The following is an 18,554-nucleotide window of genomic DNA, read 5'->3' as shown; positions in this document are numbered from 1 at the left end:
GGACGAGGATGCTATGCGCAATATTACTTTTTCAGCTTTGTTGATACTTATGGTGTTTCCTGTAGTAGCTAATGCAACGGTGTTTGGTGGCAGCAATTTAGGATTTGGTGGTTATGAAGAGTTTTCAGCGATGGAGCCAACGCCGCCTTATGACAGAAGCGAATACTCCATGAATGCGTATCGTAGCGATGTTGAAAGTTATATTCAAAACGCAAAGGAATATACAGAAAACGCGGACAACGATGTTAAACGTATAAGGGAAGCTCAGGAAGAGGCCTTGAGTAAAGCTAACCGTGTAGTAGAGGAATATAATAGTACCGCGCGTGGGTACTAATCGGTCGGGATTCCGACCGCCAGACTGAACCATCATGGCCCTGTGATAACCACGGGGCTTTTTTATGCATGATGATTACAAAACACGGCTTACCGCACTGAGCGATAAGCTCACCAATGTGGTGCTTGAAGAGGCTGATCCCGAGAACTGGGCAGGCGGTAATAAGCGCGTCAATGCATTAACAAAGCAGGAGCGCGGAGATCGTTACTGGGACAAGAAGAACGCAGCGGCATCCCTGACACTGCTGATCAAGGTGCACTCGCTCATCGGTATGCATACCCGCGGCGGGGTTCCCGCAGAACCTGGTGAAGGTGATGAGGAATTCGAGCTGGGCCAGCGTGTTTCCAATGCGGAACGTGAAGCGGCCGCCATTATTAAGCGTTTGCAGAAAGGGAAGAAATGATCTCCTTCCTCGCTTTCTTCCTTATTTGGGCGGAGCGAATGGGGTGGGACGTTCCTGACTGCCACTACAAAGCCTGCCACTGGCTGGAGCATCGCGGTAATCTTGCGGTACTCCGGTGTTTTCGCGGTTTTGGTAAATCCACAATTCTGGCCGTTTATAATGCCTGGCGGTATTACTGCGACCGACAATACCGCATCCTGCATCAATCTGAATCTGACCCCACCGCCCGCAAAACCAGCCGTGATACACAGAACGTACTGCGTAATCACCCTTTAACCAAAGGTATGCTGCCAGATGGGATCGGCACCGTCGAACAATGGTGGGTTAACGGCGCGCTGGATATGCGTAACGCCAGTATGTTTGCCAAAGGCATTCTGTCTAACGTCACCGGTTCCCGCGCTAATGAATGCCAGAACGACGACGTTGAAGTACCTGGCAACATTCAGACACCGGAAGGGCGTGAAAAGCTCAGATACCGCCTGAGCGAACAGACGCACATTCTGATCCCCGGCGGGCGTAAGCTTTTTATCGGTACGCCGCACACCCACGATAGTCTCTATGACGAGCAGGAGGCAGCCGGAGCTGACTGCCTTACCATAAAGTTGTTCGATAAAGAAAAGCGCATTGAAGCGAAAGACGCCACGAAGCTGCACTACTCACTTCCGTTCAGACCGGAGTATGTTTTTACCGGTATCCATAAAGCGGCGCGCCTGCTGGTCGAAAGTATCGATTATATCATCACACCCGATGGTGTGGAGTTTGCAGCGCCACCGGATACTGTTATTGATTTTTACGCCGGGTGCGCGTGGCCGGAGCGGTTTGACCATACTGAACTTGAGACGCGCCGTAAGGAATGCCGCACTGTAAACGAATGGGACAGCCAGTATCAACTGCACAGTAAACCCGTTGGTGAAGTTCGCCTGGATCCAGACCGTATTCGTGAATACAGCGTTAACCCTGATATTCGTTATGCAAACCGTACGTGCTCGATGTGGCTCGGCCAGACGCAGATCGTAGGTGCTGTTGCATGGTGGGATGTGGCCACCGGTAAAGTAAAAGCCGATGCCTCAGCATTTTCCCTTTTCCTTACTGACGCTCGGGGGCATTTGTACTGGCAGGTTTGTCAGGCTCTGACAGGTGATCTTGCCGAGTTTGACGACAACGACAAAATCACTGGCGGTCAGGTAGTACAGATTAAAGAACTGGTCATTAAATATCAGATCCCTGTTGTCTGCGTGGAGGTTAATGGCCCCGGCAGCTTCGCCGGGAAGTTGCTCCGGCAGGCGCTAAAAGGTACCGGCTGTGGTGTCAGGGAAGAGTTCAGCGTCACCAACAAGCAAAAACGCATACTGGATGCATTCGAAGCACCGCTATCCTCCCGGTTTCTGTGGGCGCACAGCGATGTGCTGGACGGGCCTGTGTACGACCAGATGCGAGATTTTAACCCGGCGCTGACCAATCAGCCGGACGACTTCATCGACTCTGGCGCAGGCGCGATAAGCCAGACTCCGGTACGTATTGGTAAAGTGGTCGGGATTCCGACCGTGAGAGCGCGTGAACATTGGCAGTTAAGTGATGGAGACCATCAGGTCGAAGTCGATTATTAACTTGCCCCGAGGTTTCGCGCCATGTCGGTACCTGATCAGACTCCCTATATAATTTACAACGCCAACGGTCTGACGACCGTTTTTCCTTTTGAGTTTTACATCATTGCCGCCAGCGATATTCAGGTAAGTATCGACGGCGAAGTAGTCACATCTGGCTATTCTGTGTCTGGCACCGGTAATGTCAGTGGGGGCGACATTACCTTTTTAACCGCACCAGCTGCGGGTTCCGTCGTAATGCTTGAACGTGTCGTCCCTACGTACCGCTTAACTGACTATCAGGATAACGGCGACCTGCTGGCGGATACGGTAAATAAAGATTTTGACCGTTTGTGGATGGCTATTCAGCGCTCGTTTATTTATCTGGGGCTTGCGCTTCGTCGTCCGTTATTTGGTGGCCCTTTTGATGCTGATGGATACCGTATTGCTGATCTCGCCGATCCGGTTGGCCAGCAGGATGCAGCTACAAAGAACTATGTCGATAATGTCAGCCTGGTACGTGCCTTACGTGTGTCGGAAAGCTATGTTTCTGTTTTACCTCCAGCAGACCAAAGGGCTAACAGAATGTTGGCATTTAACAGTGAAGGGAACCCTATCACGGTGCTCCCTCCTTCTGGTTCTGCATCGGATGTGCTCATCGACCTTGCAAGTGGTTCTGATGGTAAAGGTGATGCCCTGATTGCCGTCAAGCAGCCGATCATCGGGGCTGTCATGAGAACCCAACATGATGTTAATGCTGAGCGGATAAGCGCGCTTGATCTTGGCGTAAAAAACGATGGCATCACTGACAACACCGATTTGATTAGAGCCGCTCTTATAACCGCTGCCAGCCTTCGTAAGGCCATTCATTTTCCTGGCGGGACCTATCTTTGCAGTGATTATTTTTCAATACCCAGTTTTAGTAGAATTTATTGCTCTCCTGGTGCGGTATTCAAAGTTACAGGACAAACATCATTGGGCGGCTTGGTTATTACCGGGATGGATAATGATCTCACAGCCCAGCAGTGTGAAGATGTTGAAACATATAACCTGACCATTGATTGCAGTTCTGTAGCCGGTGAGAATGGGATTAGCGGTTTGAAATGTCGCGGTATTCGACACTACAACCCAAGGGTGATAAACGCTCTTTACCATCCCGCACGACATGGCGGAAGAGCATTTCAGTTTGAGGGTGACATTGCAGAAGATGTCTCTGTATTCTCTCCTGTTATAGAAAATTGCTCTATTGGTATTAACTCGCAAGGGCAGCCCGGTACCACTGTTAATGTCAGAGCTATTTCATATCACTCTGTCGTGATGAAAAATGTTGATATACCATTCAATATTGATTCTCAGGTCGTCACTCCTACAGATAACACTCCGTCGACAATGAGCACAGCTGTGTATGGAGCTTTTTTGCACAACTGTGGCCGCATTACCGGCGGTTATGGTACGGCAACAACAAATCCCGAACTCGGTGGAGGGATTGTATGCGGTGACCGTGGGTATGGTCTTTACATTGAGGGCCTACGCATCGTTAACGATGCTGCTTATAACGGCATTGGCGCTATAGTAAGAGGCCAAATGTTCGGGGTTACAATAAAAGGTCTCGAATATTACGGAATCTATTCTGTATCTGTTATTAACCATAACCCAGTAGGATTTGGTGCGCCTGGGCAAAGTGCCTATCCAAGCCAAATTACAATTGAAGGAAAAATTAACGTTAACATCGACTCCGTGTGGATGGCGCATAACGTGGGAGCTTTGGGGAAGTCTCGTGTAAAACTTGGAATTAATATTCCAGTTGCTACTTTGAGCCGGCTTTTCGACGCGAATGCTGGCGCTAGTACAAGTGCTTGGATTGAAATTATAAATACTGAAACTGGTTTTAGTACAGGAATGAGGACTCTTAAAAATCTGTATGACGCAGGAAACAGTATTGGCCTTATTGACCACTATGAAGAAATTAGCGCATGGACTCCGGTGGATGGATCTGGAGCAGGACTAACAATCACCAGGACAGGGGTGCAGAGATATATCAGGCAAGGAAACATCGTATTTGTATCGTTAAATATTGCTTTCCCTGCAACAACGAATACCGCTGATGCTACGATTTCTGGACTGCCATTCTCAGGAACAACCCTACTTACCAACTTTGCTGGTGGCCTTACCATCGCACAGAAAACCATATCGGCACTTGAGACTGTTGCCGTCATCCCCGGCACTAACACCATTAAATTCTTTGGAGCTACGGGGTTGGCGCTCAAGAACTCTGATCTGTCTAGCGGAGTGTTAAAAATTTCGGGGTGGTACTTTGCATAAAGAGTGCGCATGGATGCGCATCACATATTTACCTTATATATTGTTATTATTGTGATTATGGATATACAATGAAAGCAATGTGACCTGTGGTGTGTAAATAATGAACAAACAACGTATAGAGTGGGTAGATACACTTAGGTTTATAGGGATGTTTTATATTTACTTGGGTCATTTTGGCCCCGCAGCGGGGAAGCTTTACCCGTTTGTTTTCTCCTTCCATGTTCCACTTTTCTTTTTCATATCTGGTCTTTTTTATAAGAGAAGCGAAGAAATAGCTACTAGCTTACAAATAATTAAAAGGTCATTTATAAAAATAATACTACCATATGCGATTTTTTCGGTTGTAGGGATTGCGGTATATACTTTAAAATGGAATCTACCGTCAGAAAGAATTCTTGAAATGTTGGTCAATGCACTAATGGGTATAAGGAACCAAGTTCCTATTACATCGTTGTGGTTTCTACCAGCACTGTTTATTGTCATTTGCTACTACACGTTAGCTAATCTGCTATTACGAAATGCTGTGGTTATATTTGTTACTTCTCTTGTCATTTACTGCCTTACACCGCTATGGGGTAAGCAAATGCCTTCAGTGATCTTTAACATGGATAGCGCACTGCACTATCTCTGTTACTTTTCCTTTGGTGTTCTCATCTCAAATAAAGTCAAATACGACTGGCCCGCACGCTATGAAGAAAAAGGACAAGTTATAATACTCTTTGTTATTTTATTGTCTTTTATTTATTTTGCTTATGCGTATCAATACGGAACGTTCTCTAAATTCAAAAACATTACAAACCCTGAGGTTAGATACTTTATCTATTTCTTTGTTACCTGCTTTATGTTTATTCCTAGCATTGCGATGTCCTATTGGATTAATATCGAACAATTTAAAGAGTTGGGGCGCAACAGCCTACTTTTATGTGGAACAGAACAAATAACAAAAGTCATATTAACAACTATATTTGCCATGATCGGTATAAATGTTCAGATCAAAGACCCACTGCAAGCCGTACTGTTTGCCGCAGCTTGTTTTGTTTTCTCGTATTTTACCATGCTAAAAATTTATTCATCATTTTCACTGAGTAAATCTTCAGTCACAACTGAATAAATGCGACAAAGAGCATCAGTGTAACTCACCCAAATGATAAGGTCGGGATTCCGACCTTTTAACCGCCTTAACCTCATGTGGACTACAACGAGATCCCCGCGGGGGTGAGGCATGAGAATGAACAACCTTTCAGACGTGGCTGCGGGAGCGTCCTACGTTACTTCGATCGGCAGCTTCGGTTACTGGCTGCTGCAACTTCTTGATAAAGTCAGCCCTAGTCAGTGGGCAGCCATAGGGGTACTGGCAAGTATCCTGTTTGGTTTGCTTACCTACCTGACCAATCTGTATTTCAAAATCAAAGATGACCGCCGGAAAGAGGCTCAGAGCTATGACCACCAGCAGGACTAAGCTCAGCGCCGCGATGTTGGCGCTACTCGCTGCCGGAGCCTCCGCACCGGTACTGTTTGACCAGTTCACTTATGAGCAAGAGGGCAATGTCTATACCGCCGTTGTCGACCCCGGGGGTATTTGGTCTCTTTGCCACGGAGTGACAGTTATTGACGGTAAACGCGTCATCAAAGGCCAGACAGCGACAAAGACAGAATGCCAGCGTGTAAACGCCATCGAGCGCGATAAAGCGCTTGCCTGGGTGGATCGCAATATCAGGGTGCCGCTGACGCCACCGCAAAAGGTTGGTATCGCCTCGTTTTGCCCCTACAACATCGGCCCGGCAAAATGCTTCACCTCGACATTCTACGCAAAAATTAACGCAGGCGACCGTTTAGGCGCATGCGCAGAAATACGGCGCTGGATATTCGACGGCGGCCGGGATTGCAGGTTAACCAAAGGCCAGAAAGATGGTTGCTATGGTCAGGTTGACCGACGGGATCAGGAAAGTGCGCTGGCGTGCTGGGAGATAGACAAGTGACTCTTAAAGCGAAACTGTTAGCACTGTCCGCAATACTCGCTGCGCTGCTGGCTTTTTTTGCTGGCACATATTACGCCGGATACCTGAAGGGCTGGTATGCACACAGCGACAAAGTGAACAGTGAATACCAGAAAAAGGGCGTTAAAGCTGCGAAGACTGTAGCCCGCGACGAGCAGAAAGCGGCGGTAGCCAGTGACGAGGGCAAAGTTATTTACCGAACCGTTTACCGTGATGTGGTGAAATATGTCCAGGATCCGAACCATACTAATTGCAAGTTTGACACTCGCGCTGTGCAGCTGCGTCAGCGCTCCCTCGACGCGGCCAACTCCATCAGCGGATTTGATGCAGGAGCCGTGCAGGGGAGCGAGTAAAGCAGGTACTAATAGCGACGAAGACCTGCAGGCCGACATTGAAACTGCTGAATGCCTGCGCCAGTTACGGCTGGATAAGTACCGCTGGCAGGCCTGGTATAAGGCCACGGAATAGCGCGTTTTGTTCCTCTTTCGGGAGTGAAATAAAAACGGGTATCAATTCGGGTATCTTGAAAATTATAAAAAGTAAAACGTAACAAATACAATGAATTGTTTGGTACGTTTTACTCCTATTACCGGCACCACTTCAAACATTTCCCCATAGAAAAATTTCGCTTAGGCGGTGCTATCCCAATTCCTTATTGACTGATGATTACCAGCTGTATTTCACCCCCAGCATGCCCTGGGTGTTGCTGTAGCCTTTGTCACCCATCTGCACACCCACGTTGCCCCACACGCTCAGGCGGTCGTTCAGTTTGCCTTCCACGCCGGTGCGGATTTCACCCAGGTTGCGGGCGCCGTCACGGCTGACCCGGGTGCCGTCCATCTTCACGCCAAAGGCTTCGGTGTTGTGGATCCAGTTCACTTCCACGAACGGCCGGAACTCACGCTGTTTACCGTCATCCATTTTGTGGTGACTGTTCAGGTATGTTCTCACGCCGAGACGGGTCTGAATGTTGCCGTCGCCTTCCGTTTCGATGCGGGTGCCGTCATTGCGGGTGTGCGTTTTATCCTTCACGCCCATCCAGGTGACCTGCGCCTGCGGCTGGACATACCAGGTGTTCAGCGTCCCCTGGCTGCCGGTGAACTCTCCGGCTTTCAGGGTGTAACCGGCTTCCAGCGAGGCGGTGAGTCCTTTTGACTTGTACTCATCGCTGTCACGGTTTTCTGCGGTCACGCTGCTGTCGAACCAGTTGTACAGCATCCGGCTGTCGACATACGCCCCGGTTTTGTCCGCGTCATTCTGGTACCAGGTACCGTACAGACCGGCACTGTAACCACTGACACGGCCGTCTGAACCGTAACCGGCACGATGGCTTCGGGTGTTGCTGTGCTCATTCGCATAGCCCCCCATCACGCCCAGATGCCAGCGGTCGAGGCCGTCGGAACTCCACTGTGCGATATCGCCGCCCAGCTGCAGCACATAGCGGTTGCTCCGGGTTTTCAGCTGGCCGTCACCGGCAGAGGAACGCTCATGGCCGCCGACGTGACGCATCCACATGCTGGTGGCGTTGTCGGTGTACTGCGGTTCACCGAGGCGGTCATGCAGGCGGTGGTTAAACAGCGTGTTGGCTGCCGCGATATTGCTGATATAGCTGCCCGCTTCCGGACGCAGTGCGTCAGGGGCGGTCGGGTCAACCACGGGTGGTTTGACCGGATCGACTGGCGGTACCGGATCGTCCGGCGGTGTCACACTGCCGGTCCATTTACTGGTCAGATACCAGTTTTTCGCTGCAGTACCGGTGCCTTTCGCCAGGGTATAGACATAAGCGCCTGCTTCCACGGTGCCGGTGGTCAGGGCGAAGTTACCGGCAGAGTTGCCGTCCACATGGACCAGCTCAATGCCGTTCACCGTCTGTGCGCCGGTGCCGCCGACATTGTTTACCGTAACCCGGGTGCTGCCGGCGGTATCGCCCTGAACCGTCAGTTTGTCTGTCGGCGAATCATCACCACTGAGTACGGTGTTCATCGCGATCACCCCGTCGTTGCCGGTGTAGTTGCCTTCAACGGTTAGGGTTTTGAAATCATGATTTGTTGGTGTGGAGAACGCGATCGCCCCGCCACTGGTGAGGTTGTTGACCAGTGAATCGCCGGTCATATTCCAGCGGCTGTCAGCATCAATATCCATATCAGTCGGATCGATCCAGCCGGTCAGCGTCGCGCCGTTTTGCAGTGTCAGACGGGTGCCGCTGTTGCCGGTAATATTACTGGTCAGTTGCGCGCCGCCGTTAACGCCGTCGAGAATCAGCTCGCCCGCATTTAGTTTGGTATCGGTGGTCCAGCCGGTCTGGCCCGCCAGTGTCAGGCTGCCGTCACCGGTTTTAATGAAGCGACCACCTATCACCTCGCCGTCGACGATATCGCCTGCAAAATGGGTGCTATCAGTATCGGTGGCGTTAACCGCAGTCAGCGTCGCGCCATTCAGCGAGACCGTGCCGCCGTTGCCGCTCAGGCGGTTAACCTGCTGGTCGTTACCGTTCAGATCGAGCTCACCACTGTTGACGATGATGTCGCTGCTGCTGTTCAGGGTATCGGCAATATCCGTCCGCAGTGTTCCCGCATCGACAGTAGTGCTGCCGGTATAGTTGTTAACAGCGGAAAAAATCAGAGTGCCGCCACCGGTTTTGGTGAGGCTTTTACCGTCCCAGCCGTAACCATACGCGGTGGTAGTCAGATTATCCGTCAGCGCTTTGCCCGGAGTGAAGCTGTTGCCGTCCGTCACGTTAAACGTGCCGTGGGCGCTATTGTCTTCCGCGTTGAACCAGACCAGATCAAACTGCGCGATGATGTTTTTACCGGCGTCATCTTTTCTCGCCCAGCCGACCAGGAAGTGGTCGATATCGACATAATCCTGCAACGCCTGCCCGGCGACGGTATAGCTAAAATCACCGCTGATGCCGTTCTGCGTGCTGACCAGCGTATAGACATTCTCATCGGTTTGCGGCGCATAACCAGTGATATCCAGCGTATTGTTTCCTGTCAGAGCCAGGGTATCGGCACTCAGTGCCGGGTTGCTGGCGATATCAACCTGTGTGGCGACACTATCGCCAAGCGTCGCGTCAGTCGCGATAGTTAACGTTTTACCTGCATCAATTTTCAGCGTGCCGCCCGTCATATTGAAACGATTAGCGTCCACCGAGTTCGCGATCTGCAGATCGCCGCTGCCGGATTTGGTCAGTGTCTGAACGTTTTCCAGTGTTCCGGCAATCATGGCGCGATCAGTGATCGCCAGGTTCGCGCCACTGCTGCCCATGGTCAGCAATGCGCCGGACTGGACATCCAGCGCGGTGAAAGTCTGCAGCAGGTTTTGCGCGTTCAGCGTCCCTTCCGCCAGGTTGAAGCCGCCAGTGTTGAGATACTGGTTAGCATTGCCCGCCGCCAAAACACCCGTGCCGATCTTTTCCAGTTTCCCCAGGCCGGACAGGACGCCACCGAGCGTCAGTTGATCGGTCCCGTCTGTTTCAATCGTGACCGTATCATCCGCAGCGGCACCCACTAGCCGGTTACTGGCGTTGAGCTGTAACTTGCTGTCACCCTTGCTTTTAATTACTGCACCATCAGCGAAATTCATTGTGCCTGATGCGAGCACATTCACGGTGTTCGCTGTCGTCCCCGTTGATACTAATGTCGCGCCATCCCGCAACGTGAAACGGGTACTGCTGGTATTCATGCCGTACTGCGCATTGTCTTTCAGCTCCAGTTCACCACCATAGACGGTGGTGTTGGCGTAAATCCGCGATTGGGTGCTTTGAGAACCGGCAGTGAAATCTTCGCCAGTAAAGGTTACTTTACCGTTAGTTGCATCGCTGCCGTTGGTGGTGTTGATCCCAACCACAACATTCACCACCGCACCGTTGGCGGCCAGGCTGGTTATCGGATCGCGAAACAGCACCTGGCGTCCCGCTTCGGCGGCAATGTTCAGGGTGCCGTTCGGCTGGCGGATATTGATGGCGTTGGCAATCGCATTTGTCAGATTCGGTGTCGAACCGGTACCGACATTGGTGAAGTTGTTGTAGAACTGAATGTCGCTGTTTTTGGCATGCAACAGAGAACCGCCAGTGTAGCTCGTCCCATTGCCAATCAGAATAGCGCCCGCATACTGGGTGTTGGAATAGTTGCTATGGACTTTGATGCCATCGATGCCGTTAGTGACCATCACCAGGCCGGTCTGGGCGACAATCGCGCCAGCAGTATCCCTGACTCCCCGGTTGCCATAAATGTCAGCGTTACCATAGAACTGCACATTACCGTCGGAAAACAGTGCGCCGCCCGAGCTGATTGCGCTGTTGTTACCGATAATAATCATGGCATCAGTACCGCTAAAAATAATATCTCCCGTGTAATGTGTCCGGATGACACCACCGGCAATACCGTAGTTGATATTATTGGTCATCGTGGCGTTGCCTTCGACGATGACATCGCTATACATGGTGTCAATGGCAGGAGCATAGGTATACGCACTGTTGTTATCAAAAATGACGGTGCCATTCTCACCGCGAAACACGATATCCGAATTTGAGGTGATAAGGCCAGGATAGCCATTATTAGCATGGTTATTGACAAAGCTCAGTTGACTGCCATTTCCGAGCACAAACTCGATACCCGAAGTCGTCGTCGTACCGGAAACAATCCCTCCCACAGAATTGCTTACTGTCATATTGATGCCATCCTGCAACCGGATGACTGCCCGCTGGGTTCCATTCAGGGTAATACGGTTGACGGCGTAGCCGGTGGCATTGAACAGCCAGCTGTCGGAGCCCAGCGCGGTATTGCTATCGACGATGAGTGTCGCGGGTGTGGTGCTGGTGCCATTAAAAATGAGATCAGATAAGCGGGTTGTCTGAGTCGTGCCAGTACCATAGATTTGCGAAAGATAAACACTGTCGCCCGCCGCGATGGTCACTGTCGCGGCGAATGACGGCGCGGCTCCGGTCAGTGCTGATACTAAAAGAGCTACCGCCACCGATAAGCCAGTCAGTGCACGACGACGCGTGCGTTTCCCTCGGGCTTTCGCAAACTCGGGTACCGCGATCCACGCGCCAGTGGCTTCGCTCCGGATAACGTTGAATATTTTGTTCATCCTGCACGCTCGTAATCTGTTTACACTTCCCTGATATCCATGATTTTTATATTAAAAGGGCGGGTTGCGCTGTTTTTTTATTTCATGGTATGTGTGAAGTTCTTCGACATAATAAGAAATTTTAAACGGTTTGCTGGTCTATAATAAAAATAATACCAAATGGCTTCAGAGAATATATCTGAAAAGCCGGCCCGACGCTTCATGTGCCATTTTTAATGCACGGTTGGCGGAAGGGCGTTTGTGTAGTTATCTTTATATAAGCTATTACGTCCAGCTTTACATCAGGCAAGTTGTCTGTCAATGCTTGAAACTATCAATCAGTGAGCCGTTAACAGCGTATTTGAGTTGTTGAAATTATTAAACTCTTAATGTTGCTTATTTTACAGCTTTAATTATTTCTTATTTTATTTAAGCCATGCCGGACAGAAAATAAGACATTTATTCTGTTCGCCAGGATTTTATGCGAAAACTCTGTTTTAAAAATAGAGCTTCGCGCTTTTTGCAAAATGTCTTCAGTGCAATGACACATACTGCAGACATAAACCTGACGTATCAGAATGACGCGTTCATTCCAAATTTCGCTTTCAGTACCGTGTCTGCGCTACGCGTCACGTCATGACAGTTGCAGACAGCGCGCAAAACGTAAGAATGATTAATCCATCGCGCGAATCCGGTATGATGTTTCCTGTTGTTAACTCACCGGTAGCCTTTGTTTTTATATGGGAAAGTTACGCGATACCCTGGAACAGCGTCAGGTCTTTATCTATTTCACGGCGGTTGCCGTTGCGGTACTCGTCGCGCTCCTGGTGCCAGGAACGGAACGTCTCATGTGGCTGGTGAATCCGGCGCTGGCCTTCATGCTGTTTGTCACCTTTTTGCAGGTGCCGATCATCGAACTCGGCAAGGCTATAACGCAACTGCGTTTTCTGGCTGCCTTGCTGTTGACCAATTTTATCGCCATACCGTTGCTGGTGACGGCACTGCTTATACTGCTGCCGGATGAACCTTTTCTGCATCTCGGCGTGCTGCTGGTGTTGCTATGCCCGTGCATCGATTATGTTGTGACCTTTTCGCAACTCGGACGTGCGGACGCGCGCCTGTTGCTGGCGGCGACACCGGCATTGCTGATCGTGCAAATCCTCCTGTTACCGCTATACCTCAACGTTTTTCTCGGCGAGCGCGCGGCAGAGTATGCCCAGCCAGAGCCGTTTCTCCATGCATTTTTATGGCTGATTGCCGTTCCGCTTGCCGCCGCTGTACTGGTTCAGTGGTGGGCAAAGGGGAACGAGCATGGTTCACGCGTGAGCGACACATTCGGCCTGTTGCCTGTGCCAGCAACGGCGCTGGTACTGTTTGTCGTGGTCGTTTCGGTTGTGCCGCAGATGGGCAGTTCAGTAAATGCTGCGCTGCATGTTGTGCCGGTCTATCTCCTGTATGCCATCATCGCGCCGCTGCTCGGCTGGAGTATAACCCGCCTGTTCCGGCTGGAAACTGCCGCAGGGAGGGCGGTGGCATTCAGCGCCGGGACGCGAAATTCACTGGTGATCCTGCCGCTGGCGCTGGCGGTTCCCGGCGCGATACCAGTACTCCCGGCGGTGATTGTCACGCAAACCCTGGTGGAGCTGGTCACTGAGCTTATTTATATCCGCGTGATGCCGCGGTTGGGTCGGGAATAGTTACAACATACAATATGTGCTTCATCCATTGTATATTTTGAACGTGAAGTCCCTCACATAAGTGCTAAAAATTTCACGCACTTTTCGAGGGGATTAACAGTTGTTTTTTCATTGATGCACAAGTATTACCTGACAGAGTCGCGTTACGACGTTGTGCTGAAGGTGAAGCGCGCCTGTAGCGTACAGCATTAGCATTAAACAATGCTGGAGGTGTTTATGGCCTGGCGACCGTTTCTGTTTGTCATAATGACGTCTCACCCAAAGCTGAGTGCCCGCAGAGCAAAATTGCATCTGGTGCGGGGCTGAGCGTGACGTTTGTGCAGTTAATCGCTAAGGTTTTCTGTTTTTTTTCTAAAAACTATTTGGAATTAAACAGAAGTTTTAATTCCTTTATCAAATAGCCTTCCGCCGGAAATACTGCCTTTCATAACAATATGAGGGGCAGACACTATGGGATTCACATCGCGTTTTTCAATCATCACTACACTGGCATTACTGACGTTCCAGGCGCAAGCCGTTATGTCCCGCCATATCGGTTACAGAGAGGGGGAAAAAGTCCGGCTACATCAGCCTGTCAGCGGGCAGGAACAGCGTAAGCTGGGGAGTGGCTTATGATGGCTGAATCTATTGTATGTGCTCTGTTCTGGTATGGTCTCGTGGGGTGGTGTACCGCTGAACTGCACCGTCGTTCAGGGTTTTACTCACGTTATAGCGGTGCTTGGCACTGGATCAGTTGGGCCGTTATGTTCCTGTGCTGGCCTGTAGCGCTCCCTTTATATGTTGATTATATCGGTGGTGTAGGTAAAAGGAGTGGCGATGATGAATAAACAGCGTCTTATTCAACTCATTCATATTGCCCGCAGCGATCTCAAGATGGATGAGGATACCTACCGCCAGATGTTACAGGGGCTGACCGGCAAAGCCTCAACCAAAGGGATGGATATCCCACAGCTAAACCACGTGCTCGAATCCATGAAAAAGAAAGGCTTTCGCATTAAGCCTGCCGGGAAAGCCGGGTCCGGCTTACCGCTGGATAGCCATCCGCAGTCAAAAAAAATCCGTGCGCTATGGCTTGAAATGGCTGCGGCAGGCGTCGTCCGTGACAGTTCAGAGCAGGCGTTGTCTCTGTGGGTTAAACGGGAAACGGGCATCAGCGCGTTACGCTGGCTCAGCAATGAGCAGGCAAGTAGCGTTATTGAGAAACTGAAGAAGTGGCAGCGTAGAGCTGCGGGGGTGAAGCAATGAGCGACCTGAATCAGTTTCGTAGTAAAGGGCCGGAACTGTTGGTGGAACTTGCCCAGCATACTGCGACAACAGTGCGTGAAATCATCGAGATTGACATCGCAGTGGCTGAACAAATCGGCGAGGCAGTAGCCAACCGCATGATGCAGGTCTGGGGCGGGCAGAACGTGTATTTCCCGATGGGTATGGTCTGGAAGGTCAGCCAGCGCGACCGGGAAATCTTCCTGGAGTTCGACGGGCGCAACCATCACGAACTGGCCCGCAAGTTTGGCGTTTCACTACAGTGGATTTACAGCGTTGTGAAGCGGGTAAAGAGAGAAGAACTGGATCGGATGCAAGGCAAGCTGTTCGATGGCGAGTCAGATGCTGACACCAGTGTTTAATGGCGTTTAATAACCATTTTTTCTTTTCTGATAAATCATGTTACCTGTGCCAACTTTAAAGAGGATTACGCCCATGCAAAACAACAACTACAGTAGTATTGCATTAAAAGATTCAGATGCATCCAGGCTGGCGTTAGATATTATCAAGCAGCATCTGGGCGGGTTACCTGTTGGGCAAGCCCGCCTAATCCTGCGTAAGTGCGAGTTTATGATTGACGCGACAATGCTCGTTGATTGTGGATCTAGCGAGTTTCAGCGAGCTTGCGAAGGATTTCAGAACGCTGATTAGCCATCAGCCTGACAGCCTCACCAACACAAGTGTCTGTTGTTGATATACCCTTCGCCGCTTTGGCTTGTTTGATTTGATGGGCCAAAGTGGCGACCTGGGCAACTAAAAGAGTTTCTAACGTGTTATTGTCCATGTGTATCTCCATGTGGGTTTTGGTTTCCGGCACATACTATTGAGATTGCAGATGCGCCGATGTTAAAGTGGATTATTAGTAAGTCTCCATTTTCAAATACCGTAACCCTTTTACAAAAAGTATCCCACGAAATCCACACTCTTCCCTTAAAGTCCCATAATTATCTCACGGTTTCCCATAGGTTTATCTCACGTCTGATCATGGAGAAAGAGGGAACGGTACTGACCGACTCCGCAAAAGTCGCGCAGTGGGGCGCACCGACACTGGATGTCTGGGTCGTACGAAAAGATTTCGCCGAACAGCATCCTGACGTGGTGAAAGCCTTCGCGAAAAGCGCTATCGACGCGCAACGTCCTTACATAGAAAACCCGGATGAATGGCTGAAACAGCCGGACAACCTGAACAAATTATCACGACTGAGCGGCGTGCCAGAAGCGGATGTACCGGGGCTGGTGAAAGGGAACACCTATCTCACGACGGAGCAGCAGATCCAGCAGCTCTCAGGCCCGGTGAATAAAGCGATTCTGGATACCGCGCAGTTCCTGAAAGAACAGGGGAAAGTCCCTGCTGTCGCCAGCGATTACAGCCAGTTCGTTACTGACCGTTTTGTAAAATAAGGAGCGCATGATGCTGCAGGTGTCTCACTTATCAGCCCGGTACGGCGGTAAACCCGCGCTTGACGATATCAACCTCACGGTAGATAGCGGCGAATTGCTGGTGGTGCTTGGCCCATCGGGCTGCGGAAAAACCACGCTGTTAAATCTGATTGCGGGCTTTTTGCCTTACGATACCGGTAGCATCCAGCTTGACGGAAAAACCGTTAACGGGCCTGGTGCGGAGCGCGGTGTGGTCTTTCAGAATGAAGGACTGTTGCCGTGGCGTAACGTGCAGGATAACGTGGCGCTGGGATTACAGCTGGCGGGTGTCGCGCAGGCGGAACGCCAGCAGACCGCGCGTCAGATGCTGAAAAGAGTCGGACTGGAAGGCGCGGAAAAACGCTACATCTGGCAGCTTTCCGGCGGCCAGCGTCAACGCGTCGGCATTGCGCGTGCGCTGGCGGCGAACCCGCAATTATTATTGCTGGACGAACCTTTTGGTGCGCTTGATGCCTTCACCCGTGAGCAGATGCAAACTCTGCTGCTGCGTCTGTGGCACGAGACTGGCAAACAGGTTTTGCTGATTACGCATGATATCGAAGAGGCCATTTTTATGGCGACGGAACTGGTGTTGCTGTCGCCAGGCCCGGGACGGGTGCTGGAGCGCCTGTCGCTGGATTTTGCTCACCGTTTTGTCGCCGGAGAATCCTGCCGCAGCATAAAATCTGATCCTGATTTTATCGCCCGACGTGAATACGTTCTGAGCCGTGTATTCGAACAGCGGGAGGCTTTCTCATGAGTATTGTGATCAACGATAAACCACGCCGTCTGCCTGTGGCTTGGCGCTGGCCGTTTTCCCGTCAGTTAACGCTGAGCGCGGCCACGCTGTTGGTGTTGCTGGCGCTGTGGTGGGGCGTTGCGGCGCTGCACCTGATAAGCCCGCTGTTTCTGCCGCCTCCCGCGCAGGTGTTACAGAAGCTGATCACCATCGCCGGGTCACAGGGCTTTATGGACGCCACGCTGTGGCAGCATCTGGCGGCCAGCCTGACGCGAATTCTGGTGGCGCTACTGGCGGCGGTCGTCCTCGGTATTCCTGTCGGGATTGCAATGGGGCTCAGTCCAACGATTCGCGGGATCCTCGATCCGTTAATCGAACTGTATCGCCCCGTGCCGCCGCTGGCGTATTTGCCGCTGATGGTGATCTGGTTTGGCATTGGCGAGACGTCAAAAATCCTGTTGATTTACCTCGCGATTTTCGCGCCGGTGGCAATGTCGGCGCTGGCAGGGGTGAAAAGCGCGCAGCAGGTGCGTATCCGCGCCGCGCAGGCACTGGGGGCCAGCCGCTTACAGGTTCTGTGGCTGGTGATTTTGCCCGGCGCATTACCTGAAATTTTAACCGGTTTGCGCATTGGTCTTGGCGTTGGCTGGTCAACGCTGGTAGCGGCGGAGTTGATTGCCGCCACGCGTGGGCTGGGTTTTATGGTGCAATCAGCGGGGGAATTTCTGGCAACCGATGTGGTGCTGGCCGGGATCGCGGTGATTGCGGTGATCGCCTTTGTATTAGAATTGGGGCTGCGCGCGTTACAACGTCGCCTGACGCCCTGGCATGGAGAAATAGCATGAGTGAACGTCTGACGATTACCCCGCTGGGACCGTATATTGGCGCACAGATTTCTGGCATTGATGTCAGCCGGCCGCTGAGCGATAACCAGTTCGAGCAGTTGTATCATGCGCTGTTGCGCCATCAGGTGATTTTCCTGCGCGAGCAGGTTATTTCCCCGCAACAACAACGTGCGCTGGCGCTGCGTTTTGGCGATCTGCACATTCACCCGGTGTATCCTCACGCCGAGGGTGTGGAAGAGATCATCGTGCTGGACACGCACAATGACAATCCGCCGGACAATGATAACTGGCACACGGATGTCACCTTTATTGATACGCCGCCTGCCGGTGCGATCCTCGCCGCGAAAGCGTTGCCTACCACAGGCGGCGATACACTGTGGACCAGTGGCATTGCGGCGTTTGACGCGCTCTCTGAGCCGCTTCAGCGGTTGTTAAGCGGGTTACAGGCTGAGCACGATTTCAGAAAATCGTTCCCGGAATATAAATACCTCAAGACAGACGCGGAGCATCAGCGCTGGCTGGAGGCGGTGGAGAAAAACCCGCCGCTGCTGCACCCGGTGGTGCGTACGCATCCGGTCAGCGGCAGGCAGGCGTTGTTCGTCAATGAAGGATTCACAACGCGAATTGTTGACCTGACACAGAAAGAGAGCGACACACTGTTGAGCTTCCTGTTTGCGCATATCACCAAACCGGAATTTCAGGTGCGCTGGCGCTGGCAGCCGAACGATCTCGCCATCTGGGATAACCGGGTAACGCAACACTACGCCAATGCGGATTACCTGCCGCAGCGGCGGATCATGCACCGGGCCACCATTCTTGGCGATAAACCGTTCTATCGGGCCGGCTGAAAAACGCTCCTCTCCCGGTGGAGAGGAGCGC

General features: G+C 51.5%; 17 protein-coding genes and 2 pseudogenes. 17 read left to right on the top strand and 2 right to left on the bottom strand.

What is annotated here, in order from left to right:
• Nucleotides 1-13: 13 nt before the first annotated feature.
• The 8 genes from GTGU_RS06970 to GTGU_RS06935 all read left to right on the top strand — a co-directional run bounded on the left by GTGU_RS06970 (nt 14) and on the right by GTGU_RS06935 (nt 6,992).
• A complete protein-coding gene (locus GTGU_RS06970) occupies nt 14-334 on the top strand; it encodes a hypothetical protein (RefSeq protein ID WP_245609591.1) in 321 nt (106 codons plus the stop codon).
• 64 nt (nt 335-398) lie between these two features.
• Entirely contained in the window at nt 399-737 is a 339-nt protein-coding gene (locus GTGU_RS06965) for a hypothetical protein (protein WP_038155236.1), read from the top strand.
• Nucleotides 734-2,344 carry a phage terminase large subunit gene (gene terL, locus GTGU_RS06960; RefSeq protein WP_038155234.1) on the top strand — a complete coding sequence of 537 codons (1,611 nt, stop codon included), beginning with the start codon at nt 734-736 and terminating at the stop codon, nt 2,342-2,344. Before GTGU_RS06965 ends, terL begins: the two co-directional genes overlap by 4 nt.
• 21 nt (nt 2,345-2,365) lie before the next feature.
• Complete coding sequence (locus GTGU_RS06955) at nt 2,366-4,642, top strand: phage tail fiber domain-containing protein (RefSeq protein ID WP_038155232.1); 2,277 nt, start codon at nt 2,366-2,368, stop codon at nt 4,640-4,642.
• Between the two features lie 100 nt (nt 4,643-4,742).
• Nucleotides 4,743-5,753, top strand: coding sequence for an acyltransferase family protein (locus GTGU_RS06950; protein WP_038155230.1), 1,011 nt, complete (start codon nt 4,743-4,745; stop codon nt 5,751-5,753).
• Between the two features lie 117 nt (nt 5,754-5,870).
• Nucleotides 5,871-6,101: a class II holin family protein gene (locus tag GTGU_RS06945; protein WP_038155229.1), complete on the top strand. Its 231-nt coding sequence runs from the start codon at nt 5,871-5,873 to the stop codon at nt 6,099-6,101.
• Entirely contained in the window at nt 6,082-6,621 is a 540-nt protein-coding gene (locus tag GTGU_RS06940) for a lysozyme (protein WP_038155226.1), read from the top strand. The genes GTGU_RS06945 and GTGU_RS06940 overlap by 20 nt, the downstream gene beginning before the upstream one ends.
• Nucleotides 6,618-6,992: a hypothetical protein gene (locus GTGU_RS06935; protein ID WP_038155224.1), complete on the top strand. Its 375-nt coding sequence runs from the start codon at nt 6,618-6,620 to the stop codon at nt 6,990-6,992. The genes GTGU_RS06940 and GTGU_RS06935 overlap by 4 nt, the downstream gene beginning before the upstream one ends.
• Before the next feature lie 313 nt (nt 6,993-7,305).
• On the opposite strand, the pseudogene GTGU_RS25320 reads toward GTGU_RS06935, so the two are convergent.
• A pseudogene (locus GTGU_RS25320) lies at nt 7,306-11,721 on the bottom strand (autotransporter outer membrane beta-barrel domain-containing protein); the annotation flags it as partial.
• A 731-nt stretch (nt 11,722-12,452) separates the two neighbouring features.
• Between GTGU_RS25320 and GTGU_RS06925 the strand changes: the two are divergent.
• The 5 genes from GTGU_RS06925 (at nt 12,453) to GTGU_RS06915 (ending at nt 15,034) form a co-directional block, all read left to right on the top strand.
• A complete protein-coding gene (locus tag GTGU_RS06925) occupies nt 12,453-13,409 on the top strand; it encodes an arsenic resistance protein (protein ID WP_038155223.1) in 957 nt (318 codons plus the stop codon).
• Between the two features lie 450 nt (nt 13,410-13,859).
• The gene (locus GTGU_RS26535; RefSeq protein WP_245609590.1) at nt 13,860-14,024 is read left to right on the top strand and encodes a hypothetical protein; all 165 of its coding nucleotides are present in this window, start codon (nt 13,860-13,862) and stop codon (nt 14,022-14,024) included.
• On the top strand, nt 14,021-14,236 hold the full coding sequence (locus GTGU_RS26530; RefSeq protein WP_072011923.1) for a hypothetical protein: 216 nt from the start codon (nt 14,021-14,023) through the stop codon (nt 14,234-14,236). Before GTGU_RS26535 ends, GTGU_RS26530 begins: the two co-directional genes overlap by 4 nt.
• Entirely contained in the window at nt 14,226-14,654 is a 429-nt protein-coding gene (locus GTGU_RS06920) for a gp16 family protein (RefSeq protein WP_038155222.1), read from the top strand. The genes GTGU_RS26530 and GTGU_RS06920 overlap by 11 nt, the downstream gene beginning before the upstream one ends.
• Nucleotides 14,651-15,034, top strand: coding sequence for a Mor transcription activator family protein (locus tag GTGU_RS06915; protein WP_038155220.1), 384 nt, complete (start codon nt 14,651-14,653; stop codon nt 15,032-15,034). The genes GTGU_RS06920 and GTGU_RS06915 overlap by 4 nt, the downstream gene beginning before the upstream one ends.
• 242 nt (nt 15,035-15,276) lie before the next feature.
• On the opposite strand, the gene GTGU_RS06910 is transcribed toward GTGU_RS06915, so the two are convergent.
• On the bottom strand, nt 15,277-15,456 hold the full coding sequence (locus tag GTGU_RS06910) for a hypothetical protein (protein WP_038155217.1): 180 nt from the start codon (nt 15,454-15,456) through the stop codon (nt 15,277-15,279).
• A 200-nt stretch (nt 15,457-15,656) separates the two neighbouring features.
• On the opposite strand from GTGU_RS06910, the pseudogene GTGU_RS06905 reads away from it, so the two are divergent.
• The 4 genes and pseudogenes from GTGU_RS06905 to tauD all read left to right on the top strand — a co-directional run.
• Nucleotides 15,657-16,073 (top strand): annotated as a pseudogene (locus tag GTGU_RS06905) (type 2 periplasmic-binding domain-containing protein); the annotation flags it as partial.
• A gap of 10 nt (nt 16,074-16,083) precedes the next feature.
• The gene (gene tauB, locus GTGU_RS06900; protein ID WP_038155216.1) at nt 16,084-16,851 is read left to right on the top strand and encodes a taurine ABC transporter ATP-binding subunit; all 768 of its coding nucleotides are present in this window, start codon (nt 16,084-16,086) and stop codon (nt 16,849-16,851) included.
• Nucleotides 16,848-17,675, top strand: coding sequence for a taurine ABC transporter permease TauC (gene tauC, locus GTGU_RS06895; protein ID WP_038155215.1), 828 nt, complete (start codon nt 16,848-16,850; stop codon nt 17,673-17,675). The genes tauB and tauC overlap by 4 nt, the downstream gene beginning before the upstream one ends.
• Nucleotides 17,672-18,523 carry a taurine dioxygenase gene (gene tauD / locus GTGU_RS06890; RefSeq protein ID WP_038155213.1) on the top strand — a complete coding sequence of 284 codons (852 nt, stop codon included), beginning with the start codon at nt 17,672-17,674 and terminating at the stop codon, nt 18,521-18,523. The genes tauC and tauD overlap by 4 nt, the downstream gene beginning before the upstream one ends.
• Nucleotides 18,524-18,554 lie beyond the last annotated feature (31 nt).

Origin of the sequence: Trabulsiella guamensis ATCC 49490, assembly GCF_000734965.1 — a bacterium.
Taxonomy (GTDB): Bacteria; Pseudomonadota; Gammaproteobacteria; order Enterobacterales; family Enterobacteriaceae; genus Trabulsiella; species Trabulsiella guamensis.
Note: the sequence above shows the minus strand (reverse complement) of the source record. Positions and strands in the feature narration are given on the sequence as shown.

Bases quoted from the DNA above. Each gene is read 5' to 3' on its own strand.
- GTGU_RS26535 (WP_245609590.1), top strand. From the start codon at position 13,860: ATGGGATTCACATCGCGTTTTTCAATCATCACTACACTGGCATTACTG.
- GTGU_RS06955 (WP_038155232.1), top strand. From the start codon at position 2,366: ATGTCGGTACCTGATCAGACTCCCTATATAATTTACAACGCCAACGGT.
- tauC (WP_038155215.1), top strand. From the start codon at position 16,848: ATGAGTATTGTGATCAACGATAAACCACGCCGTCTGCCTGTGGCTTGG.
- GTGU_RS06950 (WP_038155230.1), top strand. From the start codon at position 4,743: ATGAACAAACAACGTATAGAGTGGGTAGATACACTTAGGTTTATAGGG.
- tauB (WP_038155216.1), top strand. From the start codon at position 16,084: ATGCTGCAGGTGTCTCACTTATCAGCCCGGTACGGCGGTAAACCCGCG.
- GTGU_RS06925 (WP_038155223.1), top strand. From the start codon at position 12,453: ATGGGAAAGTTACGCGATACCCTGGAACAGCGTCAGGTCTTTATCTAT.
- GTGU_RS06945 (WP_038155229.1), top strand. From the start codon at position 5,871: ATGAACAACCTTTCAGACGTGGCTGCGGGAGCGTCCTACGTTACTTCG.
- GTGU_RS06910 (WP_038155217.1), bottom strand. From the start codon at position 15,456: ATGGACAATAACACGTTAGAAACTCTTTTAGTTGCCCAGGTCGCCACT.
- GTGU_RS06920 (WP_038155222.1), top strand. From the start codon at position 14,226: ATGATGAATAAACAGCGTCTTATTCAACTCATTCATATTGCCCGCAGC.
- GTGU_RS06940 (WP_038155226.1), top strand. From the start codon at position 6,082: ATGACCACCAGCAGGACTAAGCTCAGCGCCGCGATGTTGGCGCTACTC.
- GTGU_RS06965 (WP_038155236.1), top strand. From the start codon at position 399: ATGCATGATGATTACAAAACACGGCTTACCGCACTGAGCGATAAGCTC.
- GTGU_RS06915 (WP_038155220.1), top strand. From the start codon at position 14,651: ATGAGCGACCTGAATCAGTTTCGTAGTAAAGGGCCGGAACTGTTGGTG.
- tauD (WP_038155213.1), top strand. From the start codon at position 17,672: ATGAGTGAACGTCTGACGATTACCCCGCTGGGACCGTATATTGGCGCA.
- terL (WP_038155234.1), top strand. From the start codon at position 734: ATGATCTCCTTCCTCGCTTTCTTCCTTATTTGGGCGGAGCGAATGGGG.
- GTGU_RS26530 (WP_072011923.1), top strand. From the start codon at position 14,021: ATGATGGCTGAATCTATTGTATGTGCTCTGTTCTGGTATGGTCTCGTG.
- GTGU_RS06970 (WP_245609591.1), top strand. From the start codon at position 14: ATGCGCAATATTACTTTTTCAGCTTTGTTGATACTTATGGTGTTTCCT.